The following is a 24,120-nucleotide window of genomic DNA, read 5'->3' on the forward strand; positions in this document are numbered from 1 at the left end:
ATACCAAGAAGGAAAGTATTATGAAATTAGGTATTGTTGGTACAGGTATGATTGTGCAAGATTTAATGCATATTCGTTCACATCTTCCTATCAAAAAATGGGCTATTTATGGTCGAAATCAAGAAAAAACATTGGAATTAGCACAAAAATATCAAATTTCTGATTATTTTTTTGATTATGCAGAGATGCTGCAGTCTGATATGGATACGTTATACATCGCTCTGCCTAATCATCTGCACTTTAGCTTTGCAAAACAAGCACTTAAAGCAGGTAAACACATTATTTTAGAAAAACCAGTGACATCAAATTATCAAGAATTTCAGCAATTAAGAGCATTAGCTAAGGCTCAAGATAAAATTTTAATCGAAGCGGTTACGGTGCATTATTTGCCTGCTTATCTCAAAATTAAACAGCAACTCTCAGCATTAGGTAAAATCAAAATTGTGAGTTTAAATTATAGCCAATACTCTTCCCGATATGACCGCTTTAAAATGGGGGAAATTCTTCCTGCTTTTGCCCCTGAGAAATCAGGTGGGGCATTGATGGACTTAAATGTCTATAACTTGCATTTTACAGTGGGTTTATTTGGTAAACCACAATCTTGTTTTTATGCTGCAAATATTGAACGCAATATCGATACCAGCGGCATTATGTTGTTAGATTATCCAACATTTAAGGTTGTTTGTATTGGCGCTAAAGATTGTAATGCACCAGTGATGTTATCTATTCAAGGCGATCAGGGTTGTATTACCGTCCCGATGCCGGCAAATGCGATGAACTACTTTGAGTTTGTGGATAACCGAGGGCAAAAGCAGGCATTTCAATTTGAGCAACAACATAGAATGTTTTATGAATTTCAACAGTTTATACAGATAATTGATCATCAAGATAGAAAAGTGGCAGAACAAATGCTTGATGTCAGTGAAGCGGTCTGTCAGCTAATGGAGCAAGCAAGAAAACAGCAAGGGATCATATTTGGCTGTGAGAAAAAAGATCATTTCTAATGATAACAAGGGGGGGAATATAAGCCCCCCTTTACACGTTATTTTTTGAAAATTATTCAATAATCTAAGCTTATACTATTTATCCAAATACATAGAAACCTCTCCGCACTTTGTTGAATTTAATTCAATACCCTATTCACTTTTCCCTATCTAATCAAAACAATCTTTTTTCTCTATACTGCCCTCATTCAATCAATACGAGGAAATCCCAATGAAAAAATCATTTAAGAAAACCCTACTTTCAGGTTTATTTATCTCAACATTATTTTTAGGAGCAAACGCGATGGCAGCAGATTACAAACAAAATCCCTTTACTTTAACCTATGACGGAGCGATTACGGAAAACGTGCAAGGCAAAGTGAATATTCAACCTGTGAAATATCAACTCAACGGTTTGACCATTGCAGCAAATGTTTATACCCCAGCGAATTTTGACTCAAGCAAAAAATATCCGGCAATCGTAGTGGCGCACCCGAACGGTGGCGTGAAAGAGCAAGTGGCGGGCTTGTATGCGCAGAAATTGGCGGAACAAGGTTATGTGACCATTGCCTTTGATGCGGCATATCAAGGCGGTAGTGGTGGCGAGCCGCGTTATGTGGATAAACCGGCTAACCGCATTGAAGATATTCGTGGTGCAGCGGATTTTATCAGCCAATTTAAAGGGGTAGATGCAAACCGTATCGGCTTGCTAGGTATTTGCGGTGGCGGTGGTTACTCTATTAAAGCCGCGGAAACCGACAAACGCTTTCAATCGGTGGCAACTATTTCCTTGTTTAACAGCGGAGATGCGCGTCGCAACGGTTTTATGCGCTCGCAAACCAACAACATTCAAGAACGTTTGAAACAGGCATCAGATGCCCGTGCGCAAGAGGCGGCTGGCGGTGAAATTCTTTATACACCAGCTTTTGCCGCAGGAATGACACCTGAACAAGTAGCGGCGTTGCCTTATGATCTGTATCGTCGTATCGTCAAGGTTATGAATATTACGCGCAAACCCACGCCCACCCGAATTCGCAAACCAATTTTACCGTGAGCAGTTTGTTGGATTTGATGGTGTTTGATGTGAATACTAATGTGGAACTTATCAATCAACCGTTGTTGATGATCGCAGGTGAAAAAGCGGACAGTTTGTATATGACTGAAGAAGTGTTTGCCAACGCCAAAGGCACGCAAAATAAAGAGTTGTTTATCGTGCCGAATGCGAAACATATTGAAACCTACTGGAAACCTGAATATGTGAAACAAATCAGCGAAAAACTGACAGGTTTCTTTGGTAAGAATTTATAGTTGTAAAATTTATAATTGTAGGGGCGAAACATCTTTCGCCCCAATTTCCCGATTGTTTCAGGGCGAAAAATATTTCGCCCCTACAGAGAACACTCTATGAAAAAAACGTTGTTATTTTCCACCGCACTTGCTTTCGCCACGTCATCGGCTTTTGCGGAACAAACCATTACGCCTTATACGCAACATCAATGGACGGTCGCACCGAGCGAGCATTTTTCAGGGGCAGCACGTTTTACTCGGCTGCCTGAAATCCCGAACAGCCCTGACGGTTCGGCGATTGTGGAATTTCAGGCAGGTGCTATTACCGATTGGCACAGCCATTCGCAAGGGCAATACTTAATTGTTACCGAAGGCGAAGGACGCACGCAGGAATGGGGCAAGCCGATCCAAATCATCAAAAAAGGCGATGTAATTTGGTGTCCGCCGAACGTGAAACATTGGCACGGTGCGAGTGAGTACAGCAAAATGTCGCATATCGCCATCAGCCCGAACGCCAAAGAAAATAAAGCCACTTGGTTAGAAAAAGTGGAACTGCCGAAAACCGATCCCAAAGCCGATTTGCAAAAAATCAGCCAAAACACACCGCTTGCAAATAAGCAACTTGCCATTGTGCCGATTGCGTTCCATTCCGCCCGAGGCGATTTAGATCATCTAAAACCAGCCATTGAACAAGGCTTGGCAAGCGGTTTAACGGTGAATGAATTACGTGAGATTTTCGCTCATCAATACGCCTATGCAGGCTTTCCGCGTGCTTTAAACGGCTTACTGACCTTACAAAACGTACTGAAAGAACGCGGCGAAAAAGGTATTCAAGATCCACAAGGTAATCCGCCAACGCAAGCCGAACCGACCGATTATTACGCCTTAGGTACGCACACGCTCAACACCCTAAGCGGTCGGGATAATTCCGCTGTGTTGTGGAATTTTGACGGTGTAGATTACGCCCTAAAAGCCCATTTATTCGGCTATTTGTTCAGCCGTGATAATTTGAATCCCGTAAACCGTGAATTGGTTACGGTCAGCACCCTTGCCAGCCTTGAAACCGTGCAGAATCAACTGCGCTCGCATTTAGGCATTTTGAAAAATCTAGGCTTAAATGAAACAGAATTAAAACGAGTGATGGATAAAATCCGCCAACAAAACCCAACAGCTGCGGATAGGGGGGAGAGCGTGTTGAAAGACGTGTTTAAGGTGCAATAATGCGTAGGGGCTAATCACATTAGCCCCAAAACAATCATAGGAACATCAGGGCGAATGTAATTCTCCCCTACAAATGGATTTTAAATTTTGTGTAGTTTACAAAGTGCGGTCAAAACCACCGCACTTTTTTATTCCCCACAGCTCATTATTGAATTTCATTCAATACCCCATTCATTTTTCCCTATCTAATCAACACAATCTTTCCGACCTATAATGTTTTCAACTTAATTTAATCGGAGAAAAACAATGATTTCGTTAGTTGCTGCGCCTGTTGGCGTGTTGGTGGGAATGGGGATTGCGTTGCAGACGGGGATAAATTCGGTGTTGCGTAAAAATGTTGTGTCGCCATTGTTGTCGTCTTTTGTATCTTTTGGCTTTGGCTCTATCTTATTGATTTTGCTGATTTTTGTGCAAAATGAACCGCTTGCGGTTTCAACAGAAACATTAAGCCAATCGCCTTGGTGGATTTGGTTAGGTGGTTTGTTGGCGATGTTCGGGCTGACGGTCAATATCTTGATTTTCCCTCGTTTGGGCAGTGTGCAAACAGCGATTATGCCGATTTTAGGGCAAGTCATCACGGGCACGTTGATTGACACATTCGGCTGGTTTTCGGCACCACAATATGATTTTACCCTATTGCGCTTAGTCGGCTTAGCGGCAGTAATGGTGGGCATTGGCGTGGCGATTGTACTGCCTTCGCTCAAACAACGCAGCCTGAAAAACCGTGCAGAAAGTTCATTGTTGGTTTGGCAAATTCTCGGCATCAGCGGCGGCGTGGCATCAGGCATTACGCCTGCGGTCAATGCTGCCTTACGCCAGACTTTACATTCCACCAGCTTTGCGGTCTTCGTTCCCTTTGCTATCGGTACGCTGTTATTGGCTTTGGTGATTTGTTGCAAAGAACCAACCGCTTGGCGATATCTCAAAAATGCGCTGAAACAACCGCAACCTTGGTGGCAATGGTTCGGTGGTTTGCTCGGGGCGATTTATATCGGCGGTATTGTGCTGATCGTGCCACAAATCGGCACAGGCGGTGCGATTGTAACTTCGTTATTTGGCTTGTTAGTCGGCAGCTTGTTGATTGACCAATTCGGCTTGCTCGGCGCAACCAAAAAACCGATTAACGCCTTACAAATCATAGGCTTGCTGGTGTTATTGGCGGGTGTAGTGATTATTCAAATAAGTAAATAAGGAAAGCAAAATGCAAAAAATAAACAAAATTTTAGTGGTTGGCGCCACAGGCAGTATTGGGCAATATGTCGTAACTGAAGCCCTAAATAAAGGTTATCAAGTTCGTGCGTTGGTACGTAATCCAAACAAAGTTCAGTTTGATAAGAGAGTTGACGTTTTTATCGGCGATTTAACCCAACCTGATACGTTAAAAGGTATTTCAGATGGCATTGATGGCATTATTTTCACCCAAGGCAATTATGCTGATCCTGAAAATGTGGATTATCAAGGGGTAAAAACCATTGTGAATTCCCTCAACGGTCGCTATACCAAACTAGTACTGATGAGTACGATTTACAGTATTCTAGTCGTGAATGAACTCCGTTTTGACAATGGTTGTGCTTGGAAACGCCGTACTGAACGCTTAATTCGAGCTTCTCATCAACCTTATACTATTATTCGCCCTAGCTGGTTTGACTGCAATGAAGCAGATGAACAACAGCTCTTTATCACGCAAGGCAAAACAAATTACTCCCTGACCGCAAGCGATGGTGGTATTTCTCGTGTACAACTAGCAGAAACCTTAGTCCAGGCTTTAACGGTTCCCGAGGCAGAACATAAAACCATTGAATTATTTGCCGAAAAAGGCGAGCGGACAATGGGTTTTAATCGTTTGTTTGCGACAGCGATTGCAGATGAACCAACAGAAAATTTTGACGGAATTAAAGACCCGAATAATCGCCCTTTTAATCTAGAGCCTGCTAATGTGGTACAAGATTTACAAAGTCTAGCAAAAATAAAGCGCGCTTAGAGGGATAAAAAATGAAATATTTATTACTCATTGGAGGACTTTTAATGCAGCCCCTTTCTGCTCAACCATTTACCCAAAACAGTAGCGTAAACGATATTCTTACCCAACCAACATTTCAAGGGTTTGCTGAGCGTCTGCTGCCTTGGGATGACAAAAGTAATGAGCCAAATTTACAACTAAACCAAATTGAACAGTTAATGCCTTATCATAGCCATATTTCGCCACAGGTAGTGACGACAACGCTAAATAAAATGCTCCAGCGAGCAGAACAAGGCGATACCATTTTTTACGAAATTTATAGCGAAGTGGAAAAACGCCAAGATCCAAGCAAGCAACATACAGGCATATTTGTATTTAAAGGCAAACCGAATGCGCCCTTTGCGATGATTGCCCCAGGCGGTGGCTTTGCTTACGTTGGATCACTGCATGAGGGCTTTCCGATTGCGCAATCTATTGCCGAACAAGGCTATAACGCATTTGTCGTGAAATATAGAGCGGGCATGGGTGGACAAATCGCCACCGAAGATATGGCTCAAGCGGTCGAATTCGTGCAAAAAAATGCAAAAAGGTTACAAGTCGACCCTAACGGCTATTCCGTATGGGGCGCCTCCGCCGGGGCAAGAATGGCAGCCTATATCGGCTCATACGGCACTCAGGCTTTTGGCACAACACAAAACTCCAAGCCCAACAGTGTGATTATGCTCTACACAGGACACAACGATTACAACCGCCAAGGCGAACCAGCAACCTTTGTTGCTATCGGCGAACAAGACGGCATCGCATCACCAAATGTGATGAAACGCCGTCTTGAAAAACTCAACGAAATGGGCGTGCCAACAGAATTTCATCTTTATAAAAATCTTGGGCGCGGTTTCGCATTAGGCACGGGAACAACAGCAGAAGGCTGGGAAAAACAGGCTGTTAAATTTTGGCAACAGCAACGTTAATATATTTACAAACGGTCGGATAAGTAAACATTTTTACAAATTCCACCGCACTTTCATTGAATTTTATTCATAAGCCTATTTAATTTTTCCCATCTAATCAGTTAAATCCCTTTTTCTTATAATAATCTCCATTCAATCATTACGAGGAAAAATAGATGAAATTAAAAAAGACATTACTTCTTAGTGCGATTTTATCCACGACCACAACATTATCTGCTCAAGCCAAAAACTTGATTATCTACTTCTCTCAACCTGAAAACTACACAGCCGATCAATTAGTGGACGGTGTCTCAGGGGCGAGTAAGCTGATTAAAAACGGCGAAATGCTGGGCGCAAATGAATATTTGGCGAAAGAAATTCAGAAAAACACAGGCGCGGAATTATTCCGTTTGGAAACGGTGCAAAGCTATCCGGCCACTCATCAGCCGTTGCTAGATTTTGCGCAAAATGAACAGCGTCAAAATATCAAGCCAGCGTTGAAATCGCTGCCTAATTTAGCGGACGTGGACACGGTATTTTTGGTCTATCCGATTTGGTGGTATCAAATGCCGATGCCGCTTTATTCTTTGCTTGAACAAGTGGATTTTAGCGGAAAAAATATCGTGCCTGTGGTCGGTCACGGCGGTAGTCGCTTGGGCGGAACGGATAAAGTTATTCAGCAACTTCAACCCCAAGCCAAAGTGAAGAAAAGTTTTGAGGCGTATTTACATAAAACGGTCAGAGCAGAGCCTGAAGTAGAAAAACGGTTGGCGAAGTTCTTAACTGAAAATGGTTATAACAAATAATTTGTAGGGACACACTGAGTGTGTCCATCTTGTTATATTGCCTTTTACGGACACACGCCGTGTGTCCCTACATTGATTATTATGAAGAAAAAATATCTCTTCCAACTCGCTCAAGATTTGGTTCTCACGGCAATTTTGCTTTCGCTTTTTGGTTATCATCTTTATGAAGAAATCACGCACGAATGGCTCGGTTTAGTCTTTTTTGCCTTGATTATCTCACATCTTTCGCTGAATATCTGGTGGCTCAAAAAGCTATTTTCAGGCAGCTATAACGGATATCGCATTTTGCAAAGTGCGGTTAATTTGGCAACGTTTTTGTTATTTTTAACCGCTTGTATCAGTGGCATTATGCTTTCTAAACATCTGTTTGCAGAAATGCCGTTCCACTCTACCACCGATTTTATGCGAAAAATTCATATGACCAGCACTCATTGGCTGCAAATTTTCGCAGGCGTCCATTTGGGGTTACATTGGAAAGCGATTGCGAATTTATTAGCAAACGGCTACCGTTTAGATCTTGAACATTGGCTCGCTCGTTGGCTTATTCCTGCTTGCTGGTTGATTATCGCTACTTGTGGCATTTTCATTTTTGTACAACGAGAGTTGTTGCCCTATTTATTGCTGAAAGTGGATTTTGCCTATTTCAATTATGATGAACCACAAGCGGTCTTTTATTTTGACTTTTTTGCGATTTTAATTGCGGTGGCTTACAGCACAAGATTTTTGGTTTGGTTAATTTTATTTAGGCAAAACAATGCAACAAGTTAAAACTATCAACAGTATTTTATTACTCATTATTTTATCGGCATTGATGGCATTTACTTCGCTTTCAACGGATATTTATCTGCCTGCGATGCCACAAATGACCCAAGATTTAGGCGGTCAAGCAGAATTAACGGTTACGGGATTTTTGATTGGCTTTGCTTTAGCACAGTTGCTTTGGGGCCCGATTAGCGACCGTATCGGACGTAAAATACCGCTTTATATGGGTATGGTTTTATTTGTGATTGGCTCGGTAGGCTGTGCGATGTCGGAGACAATTGGGCAAATTGTTTTTTGGCGTGTATTTCAGGCATTCGGTGCTTGTACTGCACCGATGTTGGCTCGCGCAATGGTGCGTGATTTGTTTGACAAAACACGCGCCGTGCAATTGATGTTCACACTGATGATTATTATGGTGGCAGCGCCGATTGCAGGGCCTTTGATTGGTGGACAACTGCTCAAAGTCAGCTCGTGGCATACAATTTTTTATTTGTTGGCAGCCATTGGGACGCTTATCCGCAAATTGAACTGATTTTACTGACGGATGACAGTATCGCAGATTTAATGGATGGTTCAATTGATATTGCTATACGTGCTGCCGAACCAGCCCCTAATAGCCAATTGATCGTCCGTTACCTTACTCAATGGCGACTTTGTCTATGTGCTTCCCCCGCATATTTAGCTGAAAATCCTATTCGTACGCCAACGGATTTATTAGCACAAAAATGGCTGAAATATAACGATAGCGTATTTAATAATGCTTTTAGCAATCTAAATTTGGGGCAATTTCGTAGCAGTAAAATTCTACACTGCCCAACGATTCTTGCAGCGAGAACCTTGGCTATTTCAGGCTTCGGACTCACCTTCCAACTTGAAGGTGAAATTGCCTCAGCAATTAAAAAAGAAGAATTGGAAATAGTACTGCCGCATATTCAAATGCCGTACTACAATCTATATGCCGTCACTGCTCATCGTAAGCAATCCGCCAAAATGGAATGTGTTTTGAAATTATTAAAAGAAAGTTTTTAACAAAAAATAGTCCAAATACTCCAGCAAATCTCACAAAAAAACCCTAGCTCTTTCGAGCTGGGGCTTTTTGTTTATATAAGATTTAATGTTATAACTTACTCAAATCCACTAACGCATCACGGGTGATGTCGCTGATTTTTTGGTTGCTGGTAAGGGTCATGGCAACGTGCATTTCTTTCTTGAAGATATCTAACATATTTTCTACACCGGCTTTGCCTGCTGCGCCAAGAGCGTAAACAAACGCACGTCCAAGCATCGTAGCATCCGCACCTAATGCGAGCATACGTACAATATCTAAGCCGTTACGAATACCTGAATCAGCAAGAATTTTAATATCGCCTTTCACCGCATCAGCAATTGAAGGTAATGCTTTTGCTGTAGATAATGTACCGTCTAGCTGGCGACCACCGTGATTTGAAACCACAATACCATCCGCACCGAAACGTACCGCATCTTTCGCATCTTCCGGATCTAAAATGCCTTTGATCACCATTGGACCATCCCAGAAATCACGAATCCATTCCAGATCTTTCCACGAAATTGACGGGTCGAAGTTCTCGCCTAACCACACGACGTAATCATCTAAACCTACCGCTTTACCGGTATAAGCTGAAACGTTACCAAGTGAATGTGGTTTTCCTCTAAGACCAACATCCCACGCCCAGAACGGATGCGTTACCGCTTGTAATGCACGGCGAATTTCTTTGTAATCGCCACTCATACCCGAATGACGGTCACGATAACGAGCACCTGGTGTCGGCATATCCACGGTAAAGACTAAGGTTGAACAACCTGCCGCTTTGGCACGTTCTAACACGTGTTTCATAAAACCGCGGTCTTTTAACACATAAAGTTGGAACCACATTGGACGTTTAATTGCGGCGGTCACTTCTTCAATCGGACAAATTGATACCGTAGAAAGCGTGAACGGAATGCCTTTATTTTCCGCTGCCTGTGCCGCCTGTACTTCACCACGGCGAGCATACATACCACAAGCACCTACCGGTGCAAGCACCGCCGGCATTGCCAGCTTTTCACCAAATAATTCAATTTCGGTATCAAGCTTCGACATATCTTTTAACACACGTTGACGTAATGCTAGATCGGCAAGATCAGTCACATTGCGCTCTAGGGTACGCTCAGCAAACGAACCGCCGTCCGCATAATGAAACATAAACGGAGGAACTCGACGGCGTGCTGCTTCACGATAATCATTGGCTGATGAAATAATCATTTTTACCTCTTTATTCTAAATATTATGGCCTTAATTAAAATGCGAATGGTTAACATTTAGATTCTAGATCAAAAATGTTAGAGAAGATATAAAATGATGTGAATTTTTTGTAAAAATGCGCCGAAGATCACACAAATTCTCGAAATGCGTTGGAAAGTAGGGAAAAAAAGCGGTCAATTTTGGTGATTTTTTTGCAAATTGCAAAAGTCACACAAAAATTGACCGCTTATCCGTTAATTGAGGGTGAGTTTCAGACTTGAGGCAAAGCGTGCTTTAAGCTGTGTATAAAGTTCCGGCTCATTGCGTAACGCTTTATTGAAAGAAGGCATCATTTGTTCAAGTTTAGTCTGCCATTCTGGCAACTCATCAACAAAGCAGCGACAAATCACATCTAACATTGCTTTTACCGAAGTGGAGGCGCCCGGAGATGCGCCAAGCAGCACCGCAAGCGAACCGTCTTGAGCGTGAATCACTTCCGTACCGAAACGCATATCGTTTTGACGAATCACCTGTACCCGCTGACCGGCAACTAACAAATCCCAATCTTCACTTTTCGCATTCGGCATAAACTCTCGTAACTCCGCCATACGTTGTTCTTTGGTTAACATCGCTTGTTTCACCAAATAATTGGCTAGTGGTAAGTTTTTAACGCCGGCAACCATCACCGAGCTAAAATTCGCCGGACGAATAGAGGTAATTAAGTCGAAATGGCTGCCTTGTTTTAAGAATTTAGTCGTAAAACCGGCAAAAGGCCCGAACAATAATGTTTGCTTACCATTGATAAAACGGCTATCTAAGTGAGGCACGGACATTGGCGGCGCCCCTACTTTCGCTTTGCCATACACTTTAGCCTGATGCTGGGCAATCACTTGCGGATTGTTACACACCATAAATAAACCGCTAACCGGAAAGCCGCCAATACTTTTCGCCTCGGCAATGCCGGATTTCTGTAACAAATGCAAACTACCGCCACCACAGCCGATAAACACAAATTTACTACGATGTTTACGTAGCTGATTTGAAGCGTCAATCACGGAAATTTCCCATTCGCCATTCGGTAAGCGGACCAAATCTGAGACTTGATGATTTAAGTTTAGCTCCGCACCTTGCGAAGCTAAATAAGCGAATAGTTTACGAGTTAATGCCCCGAAATTGACATCGGTGCCTCCCGCCATATAACTGGCGGCAACCGGCTGGTTAGTGGGACGATCCGCCATCATCAACGGCATCCATTGTGCTAATTGCTCCGGCGCTTGGCTAAATTGCATCTCGGCAAAAAAATGATGTTGGGTTAATGCTTGATAGCGTTTTTTCAGAAACGCAACATCCGCCTCGCCCTGCACGAAACTGATATGTGGAATCGGCTGAATAAATTGCTGCGGCTGACTAATTTTTCCCGTTTCAACCAAGTAACTCCAAAGCTGTAACGACAACTGGAAATCTTCGAAAATTTTCAACGCGCGTTCGGTTTCAATTTCACCATTCGCTTGCTGTGCGGTGTAATTCAGCTCGCATAATGCTGCATGACCGGTGCCTGCATTGTGCCATTCATTTGAGCTTTCTAAGCCTACTGCCGATAATTTTTCAAAGACACTGATGGTCTTGTGAGGTGCAAGTTCTTTTAACAACGTACCTAAGGTTCCGCTCATAATCCCAGCCCCAATTAAAGTGACATCCGAAAACGAGGAAACGGCAGAAGGCGAGTTACTCATAACATTCCTTTATTAAATTATTGTTAAGTTTTTGTGAAATTATACCGTGAAATAGGTATCAAAAATGTGAGCCAGATCACATTTTTATAAACTCTATGTAGAAATGAGGCAAAATAAAAGCGGTCTCTTTCGTGCAAAATTTTGCACAAAAATGACCGCTTATAAAGGGTTAATACGTTATAGATCGTCAATCAAGCTATTCGCCTTTTTCGGTTGATAGCGTAGATTTAATTGTGCCGGTACGCTAGTCTGCCCTTGTGGGGTTTGCACTTTCGCCGCCGGAATGAAGATCAAGCGGATGCTGTCGTCATCAAACACCATAAACCATTTTTGATCGGTTGGTAACACTTGCCCTAATTTGATATTGCCGGAAATTTGTGTTGGTTCACCGTATTTCTGACGTAAGCCTTGGCTGACACGATCTCGTTCATGCGCCGCCAGCACTAGATTGATTAATTCTAACTTCTGATCGGCAAAACGAATAATGGCTTTTATCGGCTGTTCGGCAAACTTAAACTGATTACAGCGCCAAACATTATTCGCTTCAAGTTCTTCCCACACGCTCTGACATAATTTGCTCTTACGCACTTCATCAATTGAACTGCCAAATTTTAGATCTTTATAGCCTTCTGCCGCCAAAACATTTAAAGAGAATAGGCTGATTAATAACATTAGATATTTTTTCATTGGAATCCTCAGTAAGCGGTCAAATTTGCAAAAAATTTTACAAAATCAACCGCTTGTCTATTAGGGCTATACCCTATTTACATTCAAAGCTGGTAGCTTTGTTTTCGTCTCCGCCAATATAAGTCGCAATTTTCGGATATGGACACAGCGGCATTTCTTTCGCTTTATTTGACATCTCAGGTCCAGCTTTTGCAAGAATAAAATCAGGCGCTTTGCCCTCATCCGTCCATTGCTCTAACGCCGTAAGCGGGTCGAAATTCTCCGTTGCCGGCCCCATACCGCAATGGTTCATACCCGGCACCATAAACACCCGAGCAAAACCTTGTACGTCTTGCATATTTGCCTGCAATTGGTTATACCAATCACGTAAATCATGTGCGGAGAATACCGGGTCAGACACGCCTTCAAAGATAATCATCTTGCCGCCTTTCGCTTGGAAGTAAGATAAATCCGTTTCATCGGCATCATGTACCCCTGCGATTTCAGCTGTTTTGGCAACATCTTTATCAAAATCGAATGTGAGCGTATCAAACATCGGATTATGCGGTGTCATAAAATATTGCGCTAAACTTTGTACGCCCATCATAAAATTGATGGCATTCGGTTCAGCCGTTTGCGAAGAACCGTGTTTCCACACTCGCCAGCCATTGGTATTAAGCCCTGCGTCATAAGGCCAAGAAGCATATACGTTTTCACCACGGCTATTTTGCGCACCACCAAAAATCGCATTTAATAATGCTACCTTTTGCTCTGCTCGTTCGCCTAATTCTGCTGTTACCATTTCCGGTTTAAAGTCGCACTGTTCCCAAGCGTTAATGATGCCGTCCGCTAAGCCGTCTTTGGCATCACACTGTTTCAATACGCCTTTTACCACCACATCTAAATCCGCTTGCGTCAGCGCATTGGCAACAATTTTTTCGCCTTTTTCATTGGTTGGGGCATATTTCAAGAAATGTTGGTTATCCCACGCTTCCGCCACAGCAGCTCTCGATAAACGAAAACCCGGGTTGCCGGCTACCACACCGTCAAACTCTTGCGGATAACGCATCGCCGCTTGCATCGCCTCTCGTCCGCCATTCGAACAGCCCATGAAGAAGCTCTTGCTCGGCTTTGTTTGATACATTTGTTCGATCAGTTGTTTAGCGACTACAGTTACCTTACCGGTGGAAGCCAACGCATAGTTAAAACGAGCCAATTGATCTTCAGAAAATGAGATATCTCGTGAACCACCACCGTGACCGCTATCGGTACTCACCACCGCATAACCACGAGAAAGAGCCGGTAAAGCATCCGAACCACGTACCGGTGTTTTACCAATTGCAGGGGAAACGATGCCATTTGTGCCGCCACCGCCTTGAAATAAGAATTTTTTATTCCATTGTTCCGGTAAGCGGAGTTGGAAACTAATCGCATACGGTTTGCCGTTTACCCCGATGCGTTTTTCGATTTCACCGGTGACAATACAATGCGCACCAGCGGTAACCGGCTTAGCACTCGCACCACTCATCGCCGCATTCTTATCTTGGGGTAATTCACCGGCTGGCAACCATTCTGCTTTGATAATCTGCGTATCGTAAATCTTCGCTTCTTTTAATGCAGCACATTGCTGTGCAGCGGACGAAGGAGTAGGAGTCGTAGCATATGCCATTTGACTTATGCCGATCAGCGCTATCGCACTGGAAATTGCCGTGAGTTTGAGCATAGGTTCACTTCCTTATCATCATGTCATCAAAATAATTGCCGTCTAATAATACCGGCCTTTAAAAGCGTTAATTGCCGCCAGTCCGAAGAAAAGACCAAATAAGAAATCGCCAAAACCATAGCTGGCAAAAAAGCAAAACATCAGCATAGATTGTCCGGCAAGTGCATCTAATTTTTCGGGCTGAGTTGCCAGCCAATATGCCCAAGCGGCGGCATACAACATTTTTTCCAAACAAAAAATTAATACTAAGTGAGGCGTTAGCCAAAAGCGACGAGCGACCGACCAATAAGCCAAGCCCCATAAAATAATCGCAATTTGACCAAGCCAAGAGAAAACGATCGGATCATTTTCCATTAAGGTGGGATTGGTGAAAAACTGAGTAAAACCTAAAATACCGACAAGATTATATAACCCTGCCAAAATAAAGCCCTGAATCGCAGACTGTTTACTTAACACGAAAACTCTCCATAAATAAATCTATTCCGCATACCCCTATATGGCAAACTAAGGATATGCAAGTTCGCATTCTAAGACTATTTTGCGAAATTTCATACAATCTATGGTGCATTGTTATACGAATATGTAATAAAAAAGCGGTCCGATTTGCAAAAAATTCGACAACTCGGACCGCTTGTTGACGGTTAGTGCTGCTGTGAATAGAAATGTTCTTTATTCACCAGTGCCTGAAGTTGAGGTAACAGCTGCACAATCAAACGCAATTGTTGTGTTAACACCAAGGCTAATCTGTCTTCTCCGGCTTGATTTGCAATTTCAAATTGATTTAACGCCTGATCTATGTCCGCTAGCTGTTGCTCAATATGCGCACCGCTAGCTTTCGCATAAGTCATTTCATCTAAAACCTTCACGACTTTTTTACCTTGGCTAAAGAAAATGGCGGAAAAATCAATATGATGATTCAGTTCATGACTTTCTACCCGATAAGCACCCAATGCGGAAATATAACCCAACAACGTATAAGTTACCCCCAATAGGGTCGGGGCAAAATGCAGCGCATTTTGATATTTTTGCGGCTCGCTGTGCATATTTGAAATCACCGCACTCAACGCTGAAATATGATTATGTACGTCTCGGCGTGCCACTCGATAGCCAAGCTGATCGTTATAACCGAATTGCAGCTGCGCCAAAATATGGCGTAAATATTGCCCGCTTGCTTTCAGCGTATTCTGTAGATTTTGATGTAAATTTAAATATTTCCAGTCCGGATAAATAAACGAAACCGCCAACCACGCAATTGCCGTGCCTAATAGTGTATCGAACAAGCGAGGCAATAACGCATTTTGTGCGCCTAAGCCCGCCACATCTAGGCTCACAAACACCAACAGCGTAATAAAAAAGGTGGAAGAGCCGTAATTGCTTACCCTAAAAAAGTAATACAAACTGCCGGTTAAGGTAATTAGCCCTAATTGTGCTTCCAAACTCGGTGAAAAATATTGGAAACAATAGCCGACAACCACCCCGAGCATTGTTCCAATCACTCGCTGAATTAAACGTTTTTTGGTGGCGGAATAATTCGGCTGACAAACAAAAATCGCAGTCAGCAAAATCCAGTAGCCTTTGTTATCTAAGCCGGATAAAAACACCAGTAAACTACAAGCGAATACCACTAACGATAAACGTAACGCATGACGAAATAGCTGTGAAGAAAGCGTACATTGGCTGCGAATTGCCGAAAACATATTGCGTAAACCTGAGACATTTTCCGCCGTTAAGCGGGCGGATTTGGCAAAATCTTTGCGTAAATTATCTACTGATGTCTGTTGCTCAATTTGGCTTAATTGCCCTTCAATATTGCGTAAGTTCTCGGCAATTGATAGCCAACGATGCGCACTATGTAGCCCTCTTGCCTGATGATAATTCAATGAATTCAACAAACCTTGTAGCGCTTTCTCGCCCCGCACACTGTGTTGATAGCTCTCTCGATGACGCAGCGCTGAAGCGATTCGTTGGCAAGCTATCGCCTGAAGTTCCATCACTCGCTGAAACCGGAACATTAAATCGCTATTGCTGAGTTGTTGAAAAAGTTCATGGTATTGATAATGACTGGAACTTGCGCGTTCTAAAATATCTTGTGCAGTAAAGTAATAGCGCAATAAACGGCGGGTGCGAACATGGCGATGTTGCCCTTGTAAACGATAAAACAGTGAAACTCGAGTTTGGTCGAAAGCCGCCATCACTTGCTGATTTGCCTTTGCCAACGCCAATTGCTTAGCCGGCAAATCATCATCGTCCGGATCAAAATATTCTGATTTTGCCTGTAAATAAGCGGCTAACGCATCATACGCTTTCGCTAAGTTTTCCTGCACCAAACGATTCGGAAAACATAAATGCACGACAATACTGACCAGCCCATATAACAGCGCACCGGCTAAAATCATTAACGGACTGCCGTACCAACTATCGTCTGCGCTGTAGGTTAGGCAAGTATAAACCGACACAATTAACGTGCCGAAAGCAATCGTACTATAACGCTGCCCAATCGCCCCCAACATCACTAATGCAAAAGTACTAACCATTGCCACCGGCAAAAACAACCAACCTACACTGAGCGACCACTGCGCACTCAAAGTGGATAACGAAAAAGCGACTAAACTCAGCGCTAAATTCTTTACTCTGCCGGTTAAACTGCTATCTAAATCTACTAAACCGCCGGCAATTACCCCCAGCACCAATGGCATAGCAAGATGTGACATCTGTAATTGCCACACCACAACCGAAACAAGGTTTATCGCAATAAAGATAGGGAACGTTTTAATAATATTTTCCGACAACCAGTCGGTTTGAATCTTTTTGAATAGGCTTTTCATAGGCTACAAGCGGTCGAATTTATGCAAAAGTTTGCAAATTTTAAAGCAAATTCAACCGCTTGCAAAAGAGAATGGCGAGATATTTCTTTGTGCATTACCTAAGCGGTGAAGATTTTAAAAATTTGCGCAAATAATCACGCCTTTTGCATTGACTAACGGAGGATAATGGCTAGAATCAGATAAATCACTCTTAATATAAAGGACCCATCCTAATGAACTTATACAACATCAAACATCCCGAAGAACAAGTTAATTTTGCACAAGGCGTGCGCCAAGGTTTAGGTAAAGATCAGGGCTTATTTTTCCCTGAAGTGTTACCAAAATTTGACGATATCGAGGCGTTACTCGATTTACCTTTAGTTGAGCGCAGTCAAAAAATTCTTACGGCACTGATTGGTGAAGAGCTTCCGCAAGAAACGGTAAATGCGATGGTAAAAAATGCGTTTACCTTCCCGGCACCGCTCACAAAAGTGAATGACGACATTTATGCACTTGAGCTGTTCCACGGCCCGACATTGGCGTTTAAAGACTTCGGCGGTCGTTTTATGGCACAAGCACTGGCAAGCGTGCGTGGTGACGGCAAAATTACCATTTTAACCGCAACCTCAGGCGACACCGGCGCAGCAGTTGCACACGCATTCTACGGTTTAGAAAATATCAATGTGGTGATCCTTTATCCAAAAGGCAAAATCAGCCCGTTACAAGAAAAATTATTCTGTACCTTAGGTGGTAACATTCGTACCGTTGCGATCGAATCGGACTTTGACGCTTGCCAAGCGTTAGTAAAACAAGCGTTTGACGATGCCGAATTACGTCAAGCGATCGGCTTAAACTCAGCAAACTCAATCAATATCAGCCGTTTATTAGCGCAAGTTTGTTATTATTTTGAAGCGGTAGCGCAATTACCGAAAGAAAAACGTTCAGATGTTGTGGTTTCTGTGCCAAGCGGTAACTTCGGTAACTTAACAGCAGGTTTAATCGCAAAAACCTTAGGTTTACCAATCAAACGTTTTATCGCATCAACTAATGCGAACGACACCGTGCCACGTTATTTAAAATCAGGCAAATGGGAACCGAATGCGACGGTTGCGACCCTGTCAAATGCAATGGACGTAAGCCGCCCGAACAACTGGCCACGAGTGGAAGAATTATTTAAACGCAACGGCTGGGCGCTAACCGATTTAGGTTCGGCGGCATTAAACGATGCGGAAACCGAAGCGGCATTAAAAACACAATATGCGGAAGGTTACTTATGCGAACCGCACGGTGCAATCGCTTACCAAGTGTTAAAAGATCAGCTTCAAGCAGGTGAAACCGGTATTTTCCTCTGCACCGCTCACCCAGCAAAATTCAAAGAATCGGTAGAGCGCATTTTAGAGATCGAATTACCACTACCGGAAGCGTTAGATAAACACAATAAAATGGAATTGTTATCTGACACCATGCCGGCAGATTTCGCAAAATTACGTGAATATTTATTAGCAGGTAACTAATCTATTTAGCTTAAACAAGCGGTAAGTTTCTGAATGAATTTTGTCATTCAGACTTACCGTTTTTTTATGGAGAAAATATGAATAAGTGGTTCAAAAATCTAATCTCATATAGTGAATTTCATTGTAATAAAATGCCAAACTGGTTAAAGGTTATTTTTGCTGCAATGATTTCAGGAGCAATTCTATTAAACCCAAAATCTTTTGTAGAATTATTAGATTTAAATTTTGAGGACGTTAAAACACTTAATAGCTTTTGGACAATATTTACTTTAATTGCTTCTGCACCAGTCGCTTTTATTATTTGGCATTTTCGAGATCAAAATATATCTCAACAAATTGAAAATGCTCGTAAGGATACTAACTTAAAAGAATTTCAGAAATTAGAGAATCCTGACTGGTTAATTACGTTTGAGTAAAAAGATCTTTATTATCAAGAGTATTATGATAGCCCCCACATCCCGACGGATGTTGATAATTAATTGAAATATAAAAGCCTCCCACTGAAGTGGGAGTAAGATACATAAAGAGCCACAGCGTGGCTCAACAGGCTCGAAGAGCCCCCTAACCACGTACGGCTCGTGCGTGGTTATATGCTCAGCTAGAGCTGAAATGAAAACCACAAGCGGTCAATTCTTCAATAACACAAGCAAAAATAAAGGCACTCGACAGAGTCGAGCGCCATCAGAAAAAGAGCTTCTCAGCTCAATCAACATTTAGCTAATCGCTTGATTTCGTCTGTTTTGCAATACAAACACTAAAACGAGTAACAACGCACAAGCTAATGAGATAATGAATAACGTGCTGAAGAAACCGTTCCATTTGAATTGTTCGATAATCAATGATAACGGTAAACCGGCAATTGCCGCACCAATATAGGCAAATAAACTCACAAAACCAGTTGATGCGCCAGATGCATATTTATGTGAGTTTTCCGCTGCCGCCATCGCAATTAAGAATTGTGGTCCAAAGATAAAAAAGCCCATCAAGAAAAATAAACTCGACATAATGAATTTATCATCACTTGGAATCAACCATAACCCCAAAGCCACCGAAATAATTCCTAACACATAAATAATGTTCATTTGTGTGCGGTTACCTTTAAAGAACTTATCGGAACCCCAACCGGCAAATAATGCCCCTAAAAAGCCCCCGATTTCAAAGAATGCGATAACCGTATTCGCTTGCAATAAATCATAATGATGGGTCTCGGTTAAATATAAATTACCCCAGTCATTAATACCGGTTCTGACGATATAAACCAAACCATAAGAAATCGCCAACGCCCAAATGATTTTATTTTTAAAGACGTATTGTTTGAGAATTTCCCATGTGGTTAAGCCTAAGCCGTCACTTTCATGTTTTTGTTCCGCAATATCATTACGCCACTCCCCTACGGTCGGCAGCCCCATTGAAGCTGGTCTGTCTCGCAATAAAACACACAAACCAATCCCGACAACAACCGCAATCACACCAGGAATAATCATTCCGTAACGCCAGCCCCAGGCTAAAGTTGCCGCCCCTGCGAGTAACGGAATCACCGCTCCGCCTAAATTATGCGACGTATTCCAAATCGCCCACCATAAACCACGCTCATTACGAGAATACCAAGTATTTAAAATTTTTGAGCATGGCGGCCAGCCCCAGCCTTGGAAGAACGCATTAATCATCCACAACGTAACGAACATAAAAATGGAAGAACTCATCCCAAAGAAGATATTCACCAAGCCGGTTGCCATTAAGCCTAATCCCATAAAATATCTCGGATTAGAACGATCTCCGATGACACCGGATAAAAACTTAGATACACCGTAGGTCAAATAAAACGCCGTCCCCATCATACCGATATCCGCTTTTTGCAGCCCCAAATCAGTCAACATTGCCGGCATCACAAAATTAAAACCTTTACGGGTAAAATAGAAAACTGCATAACCGACATAACTGACCAACATCAACTGTATCCGCCAATAACGATAGGTTTTATCGATCTCCTCTTTTGTTTTGGTCACAGGAAGATCCGGCGCTTCTTTAAAAATATTCATTTGATACTCCCAATCAGAAAATTTACTCATCCGACCGGACTATATATGAAAATTCACGCTAAAAAAGTGACCGCTATCACATTTTAATAATGTGCGAGAACAGTATTTACAGCTATTTGATTTCGCTAAAGGTTTTCACCAAGAGCCACAGCGTGGATTAGGAAATTCCACTGTGACTAGAGCAAAAACAGCAAGCGGTCACATTCCCCTAATATTTTGTAAATTTTTAGGAAAATTTGACCGCTTGTTTTGACATTACACGATAGCGCCCATCTCCCGACAGGTGCCGGTAATTATTTTAGAAAGGAATCCATCAAGTCTTTTGAAATCGGCATAAGACCTAGCTTTAGCCCCATCGGTTTAAAAACCTGATTAATCGTTTCTATACTATAGTTTCCTTTATCATTTTCGATATTAGAAAGAGTTTGCCGAGAAACTTTCGCTAATTTCAGATAATCTTGCTGGTTTATTCCCAATGCTTCCACTCTTAATCGACGCAGTGCTTGCCCTTGGCTAATCTCACCTTTTAAGAGCTGTACTATAATCGTTTCACGGATTAATTGTCGTTCAATGCCATTCACTTTAGAGCGCGTCGGTGAGGCATTTTTATGTTGAATCGTCATACCAGCCCCCAACGTTGTAACTTCTCAGGTAAGTAATCAAAACCAATGGCGGGAAAATCTAAAATGCTTTTCGGAACACCTCGCTTCGTAAGTCTAGATTTTAAATCTACTAATTGGGTCGCAAGCATTCTTAATTCTCTTAACAATATATCTGGTTCAATAAGGTCAGATAAACTGTCAGCTATTTTATCAAAGCGATATTCTCCGGCGAACTCTTGAGAGTTATCTCCATTTTTAGCCCAAGTGGTCGTTCTGATAATGCCTTCCGGATCTGCCCGCATCGGAGCAAAATCATAGATAGGGGATAGCCAAATACGATTATCATCACGTAAAAATGCAGTATTTCTGCCATGATTATCACTATTTCCAAAAGCAATATTCAACAAATCCCTTTTTACCCATTCAATAACAAAATGCCGGTTATCAAAATCATTAGAAAATTGCGAAGCTGAAATAACATTGAGTAAGTTGCGAATAGTCTGCTCATGATCAAGATTTCCACCATATTTTTGCAACATAGAATAAACCGATTCCATAGCATATCGCTCCCATTTTCCATCTTTGAACTTCATATCGAATCTAGGTAGCCATAAAGACGGATAACGTTCCCCTTCTTCTAATTTCATTAGATCAGTATCTATAGTTGAAAACCCTAATGCACGCAGCTCATGATAATAATGATATTCAGCTCTTAAAATATCACAGTCCAACTCTGAATAATTCCCACGAGGATATTTCACTAAATAAGCCGTATCGCAATCTAAACCTAATTGCAAATTATCAATCCAAACTTGTTTATCTTGGCGTTTAAGTAATAACTTTGGTGCTTCTCCCCCAGCCCCGGTCGCTCCGCCTACAATAGCTCCTGTCTGATTTGCATATTCTAAAAAATCACTCTGCCTGTTTTGTACCACATTTAATGGAAAATAACGCTCACTTTGTATTTCTGGCACAGCCTCTTTAACTCGAACATTGCCGATAGGGGATATTGCGCCATTTTTTAGTAATAAGTAATTTTGATGAGAAATAGATAGGTGCTTGATATCAAGAGCTTCCAGCCAATAACGCCGACTCGCTCCGGCAGGAATAATATCGGCAAGTGTAGTCATCAGCTTATCAGCATGATCAATAAACACATTTACAGGATAATTAATTGATATGGATCTGGCATTCGCTTGCCCAAAAAAATCGACGGCATAGTCCGTTAAATATTCCATGCTCTCTAATTCATACTGAGCATTGAAATAAAGCTCCGCCATATCTCGCCATAAATTATCAACATAGGTCTGCAATGTTAGTTTTTTAATTTTGATTGATATATCACTCATAACTTCACCTTTTTGGCTTATTTTGTATGATATATTATACAAAATAAACTTATGGAACAAGCTATAATCTAAGAGAAACAAGCTGCTTGCGGTTACATATTACTAAGTTCTAAGGATAGGAAACACAAAAAATACAGTTCCACAGCGTGGCTCAACAGGCTCGAAGAGCCCCCTAACCACATACGGCTCGTGCGTGGTTATATGCCCGGGGCTGGAGTAAAAACAACAAACAGTCAAATCCCCCTAATATTTTGTAAATTTTAAGGAAATTTGACCGCTTGTTTGCGACAAAAATATCATTTTGATATACTTTGTCCAACATACTTGCTATGCCTATGACTGAGTTTTCTTAGTTACGCACAAATTTGCAGGTTTTTTTTACACGGAAGATAGAAAATGGGGCAATTTAATAAACCTGCAAAATCCAATCAAGAGCTTATACAACAATGGAAAACAAGAGGTTTGATTGTACCTGATGAAGCTCGTGCGGAACGTTATTTGGAACATATTAGCTATTATCGTTTTTCCGCTTATACCATTCCTTTTCAACAACTCAACAATCCAAATCATCACTTCAAGCCAAATACTACATTTGACGATATTCTTAATCTATACATCTTTGACCGTGAATTACGTTTGCTTGTATTAGATGCGATTGAACGTATTTAAGTCTCTGTCCGTACACAAATCAGCAATGTAATGGGAACACAAGCTCAAAATCCTTTTTGGTATATGCAAGAAAGCTATTTCAAAAAGGATTTCAATATTTATCGCTTACTCGCTCAGCTTGAAAAACAACTGGCTGAAGAACAGCAACGCTTAGAGCGTGATGAAAAACATATTCAGAAACGCTACAAAAATAATAATATCGATGAACAAGAAAGAGATCGCTTATTAAATAATGTTCGTAAAGAAAATTTCTTACGCCACTATCTCACTCAGTACAATACACCGAAATTATTACCCTCGTGGATGATGATTGAAATGCTAACTTGGGGCGAACTTAGTCATTTATATGCGGGGCTATCAGAAAAACATCAAAAACCGATTGCCAAAAATTTAGGCGTACAAGCGCCTATTTTAGAATCTTGGTTAAAAGTTTTAAATGATGTTCGCAATATCTGTGCTCATCACAGCCGATTATGGAATAGAGAATTTGGGCGCATTATTAAAACCCCAACGAGTCAAAATACCCAATGGCTTTTATCAGCCATTAGCTTAAATAATACTCATATTAACGCAGAAAAACGCCTTTATCCGATTTTAGTCGCAATTCAAGTACTACTTTATACCATCAGCCCAAATTCAACATGGGCAAAACGCTTGAAGGAATTGTTAGATAGTTATCCTGACATTCAGAAAGAATATATGGGTATTCCACAAAATTGGGAATTAGATAGCTTTTGGGATAAGGCTTTGAGATAAAAAATGAGCCACAACGTGGCTCAACAGGCTCGAAGAGCCTCCTAACCACGTACGGCT

At 41.8% G+C, this 24,120-nt stretch carries 20 protein-coding genes and 2 pseudogenes; 13 read left to right on the forward strand and 9 right to left on the reverse strand.

The features are described 5' to 3' along the window. Positions 1-20 precede the first annotated feature (20 nt). The 10 genes and pseudogenes from ASU1_RS09095 to ASU1_RS09140 all read left to right on the forward strand — a co-directional run bounded on the left by ASU1_RS09095 (position 21) and on the right by ASU1_RS09140 (position 8,995). The gene (locus ASU1_RS09095; RefSeq protein ID WP_015674083.1) at positions 21-1,004 is read left to right on the forward strand and encodes a Gfo/Idh/MocA family protein; all 984 of its coding nucleotides are present in this window, start codon (positions 21-23) and stop codon (positions 1,002-1,004) included. 211 nt (positions 1,005-1,215) lie between these two features. Then, positions 1,216-2,291 (forward strand): annotated as a pseudogene (locus ASU1_RS09100) (alpha/beta hydrolase). Between the two features lie 96 nt (positions 2,292-2,387). Beyond that, the gene (locus ASU1_RS09105; protein WP_015674085.1) at positions 2,388-3,491 is read left to right on the forward strand and encodes a carboxymuconolactone decarboxylase family protein; all 1,104 of its coding nucleotides are present in this window, start codon (positions 2,388-2,390) and stop codon (positions 3,489-3,491) included. 246 nt (positions 3,492-3,737) lie between these two features. After that, positions 3,738-4,682, forward strand: a complete 945-nt coding sequence (locus ASU1_RS09110) for a DMT family transporter (protein WP_015674086.1) — start codon at positions 3,738-3,740, stop codon at positions 4,680-4,682. Positions 4,683-4,692: 10 nt separating this feature from the next. Beyond that, positions 4,693-5,472 (forward strand): SDR family oxidoreductase, encoded by a 780-nt coding sequence (locus ASU1_RS09115; RefSeq protein ID WP_015674087.1) that lies wholly within the window; start codon positions 4,693-4,695, stop codon positions 5,470-5,472. Positions 5,473-5,483: 11 nt separating this feature from the next. Continuing rightward, the gene (locus ASU1_RS09120; RefSeq protein ID WP_039195474.1) at positions 5,484-6,419 is read left to right on the forward strand and encodes an alpha/beta hydrolase; all 936 of its coding nucleotides are present in this window, start codon (positions 5,484-5,486) and stop codon (positions 6,417-6,419) included. Positions 6,420-6,574: 155 nt separating this feature from the next. Further along, a complete protein-coding gene (locus ASU1_RS09125) occupies positions 6,575-7,204 on the forward strand; it encodes a flavodoxin (protein ID WP_015674089.1) in 630 nt (209 codons plus the stop codon). A gap of 81 nt (positions 7,205-7,285) precedes the next feature. Then, positions 7,286-7,972, forward strand: a complete 687-nt coding sequence (locus tag ASU1_RS09130; protein ID WP_015674090.1) for a DUF4405 domain-containing protein — start codon at positions 7,286-7,288, stop codon at positions 7,970-7,972. Beyond that, a complete protein-coding gene (locus ASU1_RS09135) occupies positions 7,959-8,498 on the forward strand; it encodes an MFS transporter (protein ID WP_015674091.1) in 540 nt (179 codons plus the stop codon). The genes ASU1_RS09130 and ASU1_RS09135 overlap by 14 nt, the downstream gene beginning before the upstream one ends. Beyond that, a complete protein-coding gene (locus ASU1_RS09140; RefSeq protein WP_081541485.1) occupies positions 8,438-8,995 on the forward strand; it encodes a LysR substrate-binding domain-containing protein in 558 nt (185 codons plus the stop codon). The genes ASU1_RS09135 and ASU1_RS09140 overlap by 61 nt, the downstream gene beginning before the upstream one ends. An 88-nt stretch (positions 8,996-9,083) precedes the next feature. On the opposite strand, the gene lldD is transcribed toward ASU1_RS09140, so the two are convergent. From lldD to yccS, 6 genes are all read right to left on the reverse strand, one after another. Continuing rightward, on the reverse strand, positions 9,084-10,229 hold the full coding sequence (gene lldD, locus ASU1_RS09145) for an FMN-dependent L-lactate dehydrogenase LldD (protein ID WP_015674093.1): 1,146 nt from the start codon (positions 10,227-10,229) through the stop codon (positions 9,084-9,086). 233 nt (positions 10,230-10,462) lie between these two features. Further along, positions 10,463-11,941 carry a malate dehydrogenase (quinone) gene (gene mqo / locus ASU1_RS09150; protein WP_015674094.1) on the reverse strand — a complete coding sequence of 493 codons (1,479 nt, stop codon included), beginning with the start codon at positions 11,939-11,941 and terminating at the stop codon, positions 10,463-10,465. 177 nt (positions 11,942-12,118) lie between these two features. Further along, complete coding sequence (locus ASU1_RS09155; RefSeq protein WP_015674095.1) at positions 12,119-12,628, reverse strand: hypothetical protein; 510 nt, start codon at positions 12,626-12,628, stop codon at positions 12,119-12,121. 73 nt (positions 12,629-12,701) lie between these two features. Continuing rightward, positions 12,702-14,330, reverse strand: coding sequence for a tannase/feruloyl esterase family alpha/beta hydrolase (locus ASU1_RS09160; protein WP_015674096.1), 1,629 nt, complete (start codon positions 14,328-14,330; stop codon positions 12,702-12,704). A 42-nt stretch (positions 14,331-14,372) separates the two neighbouring features. Beyond that, entirely contained in the window at positions 14,373-14,786 is a 414-nt protein-coding gene (locus tag ASU1_RS09165; RefSeq protein ID WP_005621446.1) for a hypothetical protein, read from the reverse strand. Positions 14,787-14,971: 185 nt separating this feature from the next. After that, positions 14,972-17,155, reverse strand: a complete 2,184-nt coding sequence (gene yccS / locus ASU1_RS09170) for a YccS family putative transporter (protein WP_015674097.1) — start codon at positions 17,153-17,155, stop codon at positions 14,972-14,974. Between the two features lie 212 nt (positions 17,156-17,367). Here yccS and thrC point away from each other — a divergent pair, with 212 nt between their 5' ends. Together thrC and ASU1_RS09180 are read left to right on the forward strand one after the other, a co-directional pair. Then, positions 17,368-18,648 carry a threonine synthase gene (gene thrC / locus ASU1_RS09175; RefSeq protein ID WP_015674098.1) on the forward strand — a complete coding sequence of 427 codons (1,281 nt, stop codon included), beginning with the start codon at positions 17,368-17,370 and terminating at the stop codon, positions 18,646-18,648. A gap of 77 nt (positions 18,649-18,725) precedes the next feature. Continuing rightward, on the forward strand, positions 18,726-19,064 hold the full coding sequence (locus ASU1_RS09180; protein WP_015674099.1) for a hypothetical protein: 339 nt from the start codon (positions 18,726-18,728) through the stop codon (positions 19,062-19,064). Between the two features lie 297 nt (positions 19,065-19,361). Here the strand turns inward: ASU1_RS09180 and uhpC are convergent, their stop codons facing one another. The 3 genes from uhpC to ASU1_RS09195 all read right to left on the reverse strand — a co-directional run bounded on the left by uhpC (position 19,362) and on the right by ASU1_RS09195 (position 22,638). Further along, positions 19,362-20,687 carry an MFS transporter family glucose-6-phosphate receptor UhpC gene (gene uhpC / locus ASU1_RS09185; RefSeq protein ID WP_015674100.1) on the reverse strand — a complete coding sequence of 442 codons (1,326 nt, stop codon included), beginning with the start codon at positions 20,685-20,687 and terminating at the stop codon, positions 19,362-19,364. Positions 20,688-20,980: 293 nt separating this feature from the next. Beyond that, positions 20,981-21,310 carry a helix-turn-helix domain-containing protein gene (locus ASU1_RS09190; RefSeq protein WP_015674101.1) on the reverse strand — a complete coding sequence of 110 codons (330 nt, stop codon included), beginning with the start codon at positions 21,308-21,310 and terminating at the stop codon, positions 20,981-20,983. Further along, a complete protein-coding gene (locus ASU1_RS09195) occupies positions 21,307-22,638 on the reverse strand; it encodes a type II toxin-antitoxin system HipA family toxin (RefSeq protein WP_015674102.1) in 1,332 nt (443 codons plus the stop codon). Before ASU1_RS09195 ends, ASU1_RS09190 begins: the two co-directional genes overlap by 4 nt. Positions 22,639-23,034: 396 nt before the next feature. Here ASU1_RS09195 and ASU1_RS11835 point away from each other — a divergent pair. After that, positions 23,035-24,063, forward strand: a pseudogene (locus tag ASU1_RS11835) (Abi family protein). Positions 24,064-24,120 lie beyond the last annotated feature (57 nt).

This window comes from Actinobacillus suis ATCC 33415 (assembly GCF_000739435.1).
Taxonomy (GTDB): Bacteria; Pseudomonadota; Gammaproteobacteria; order Enterobacterales; family Pasteurellaceae; genus Actinobacillus; species Actinobacillus suis.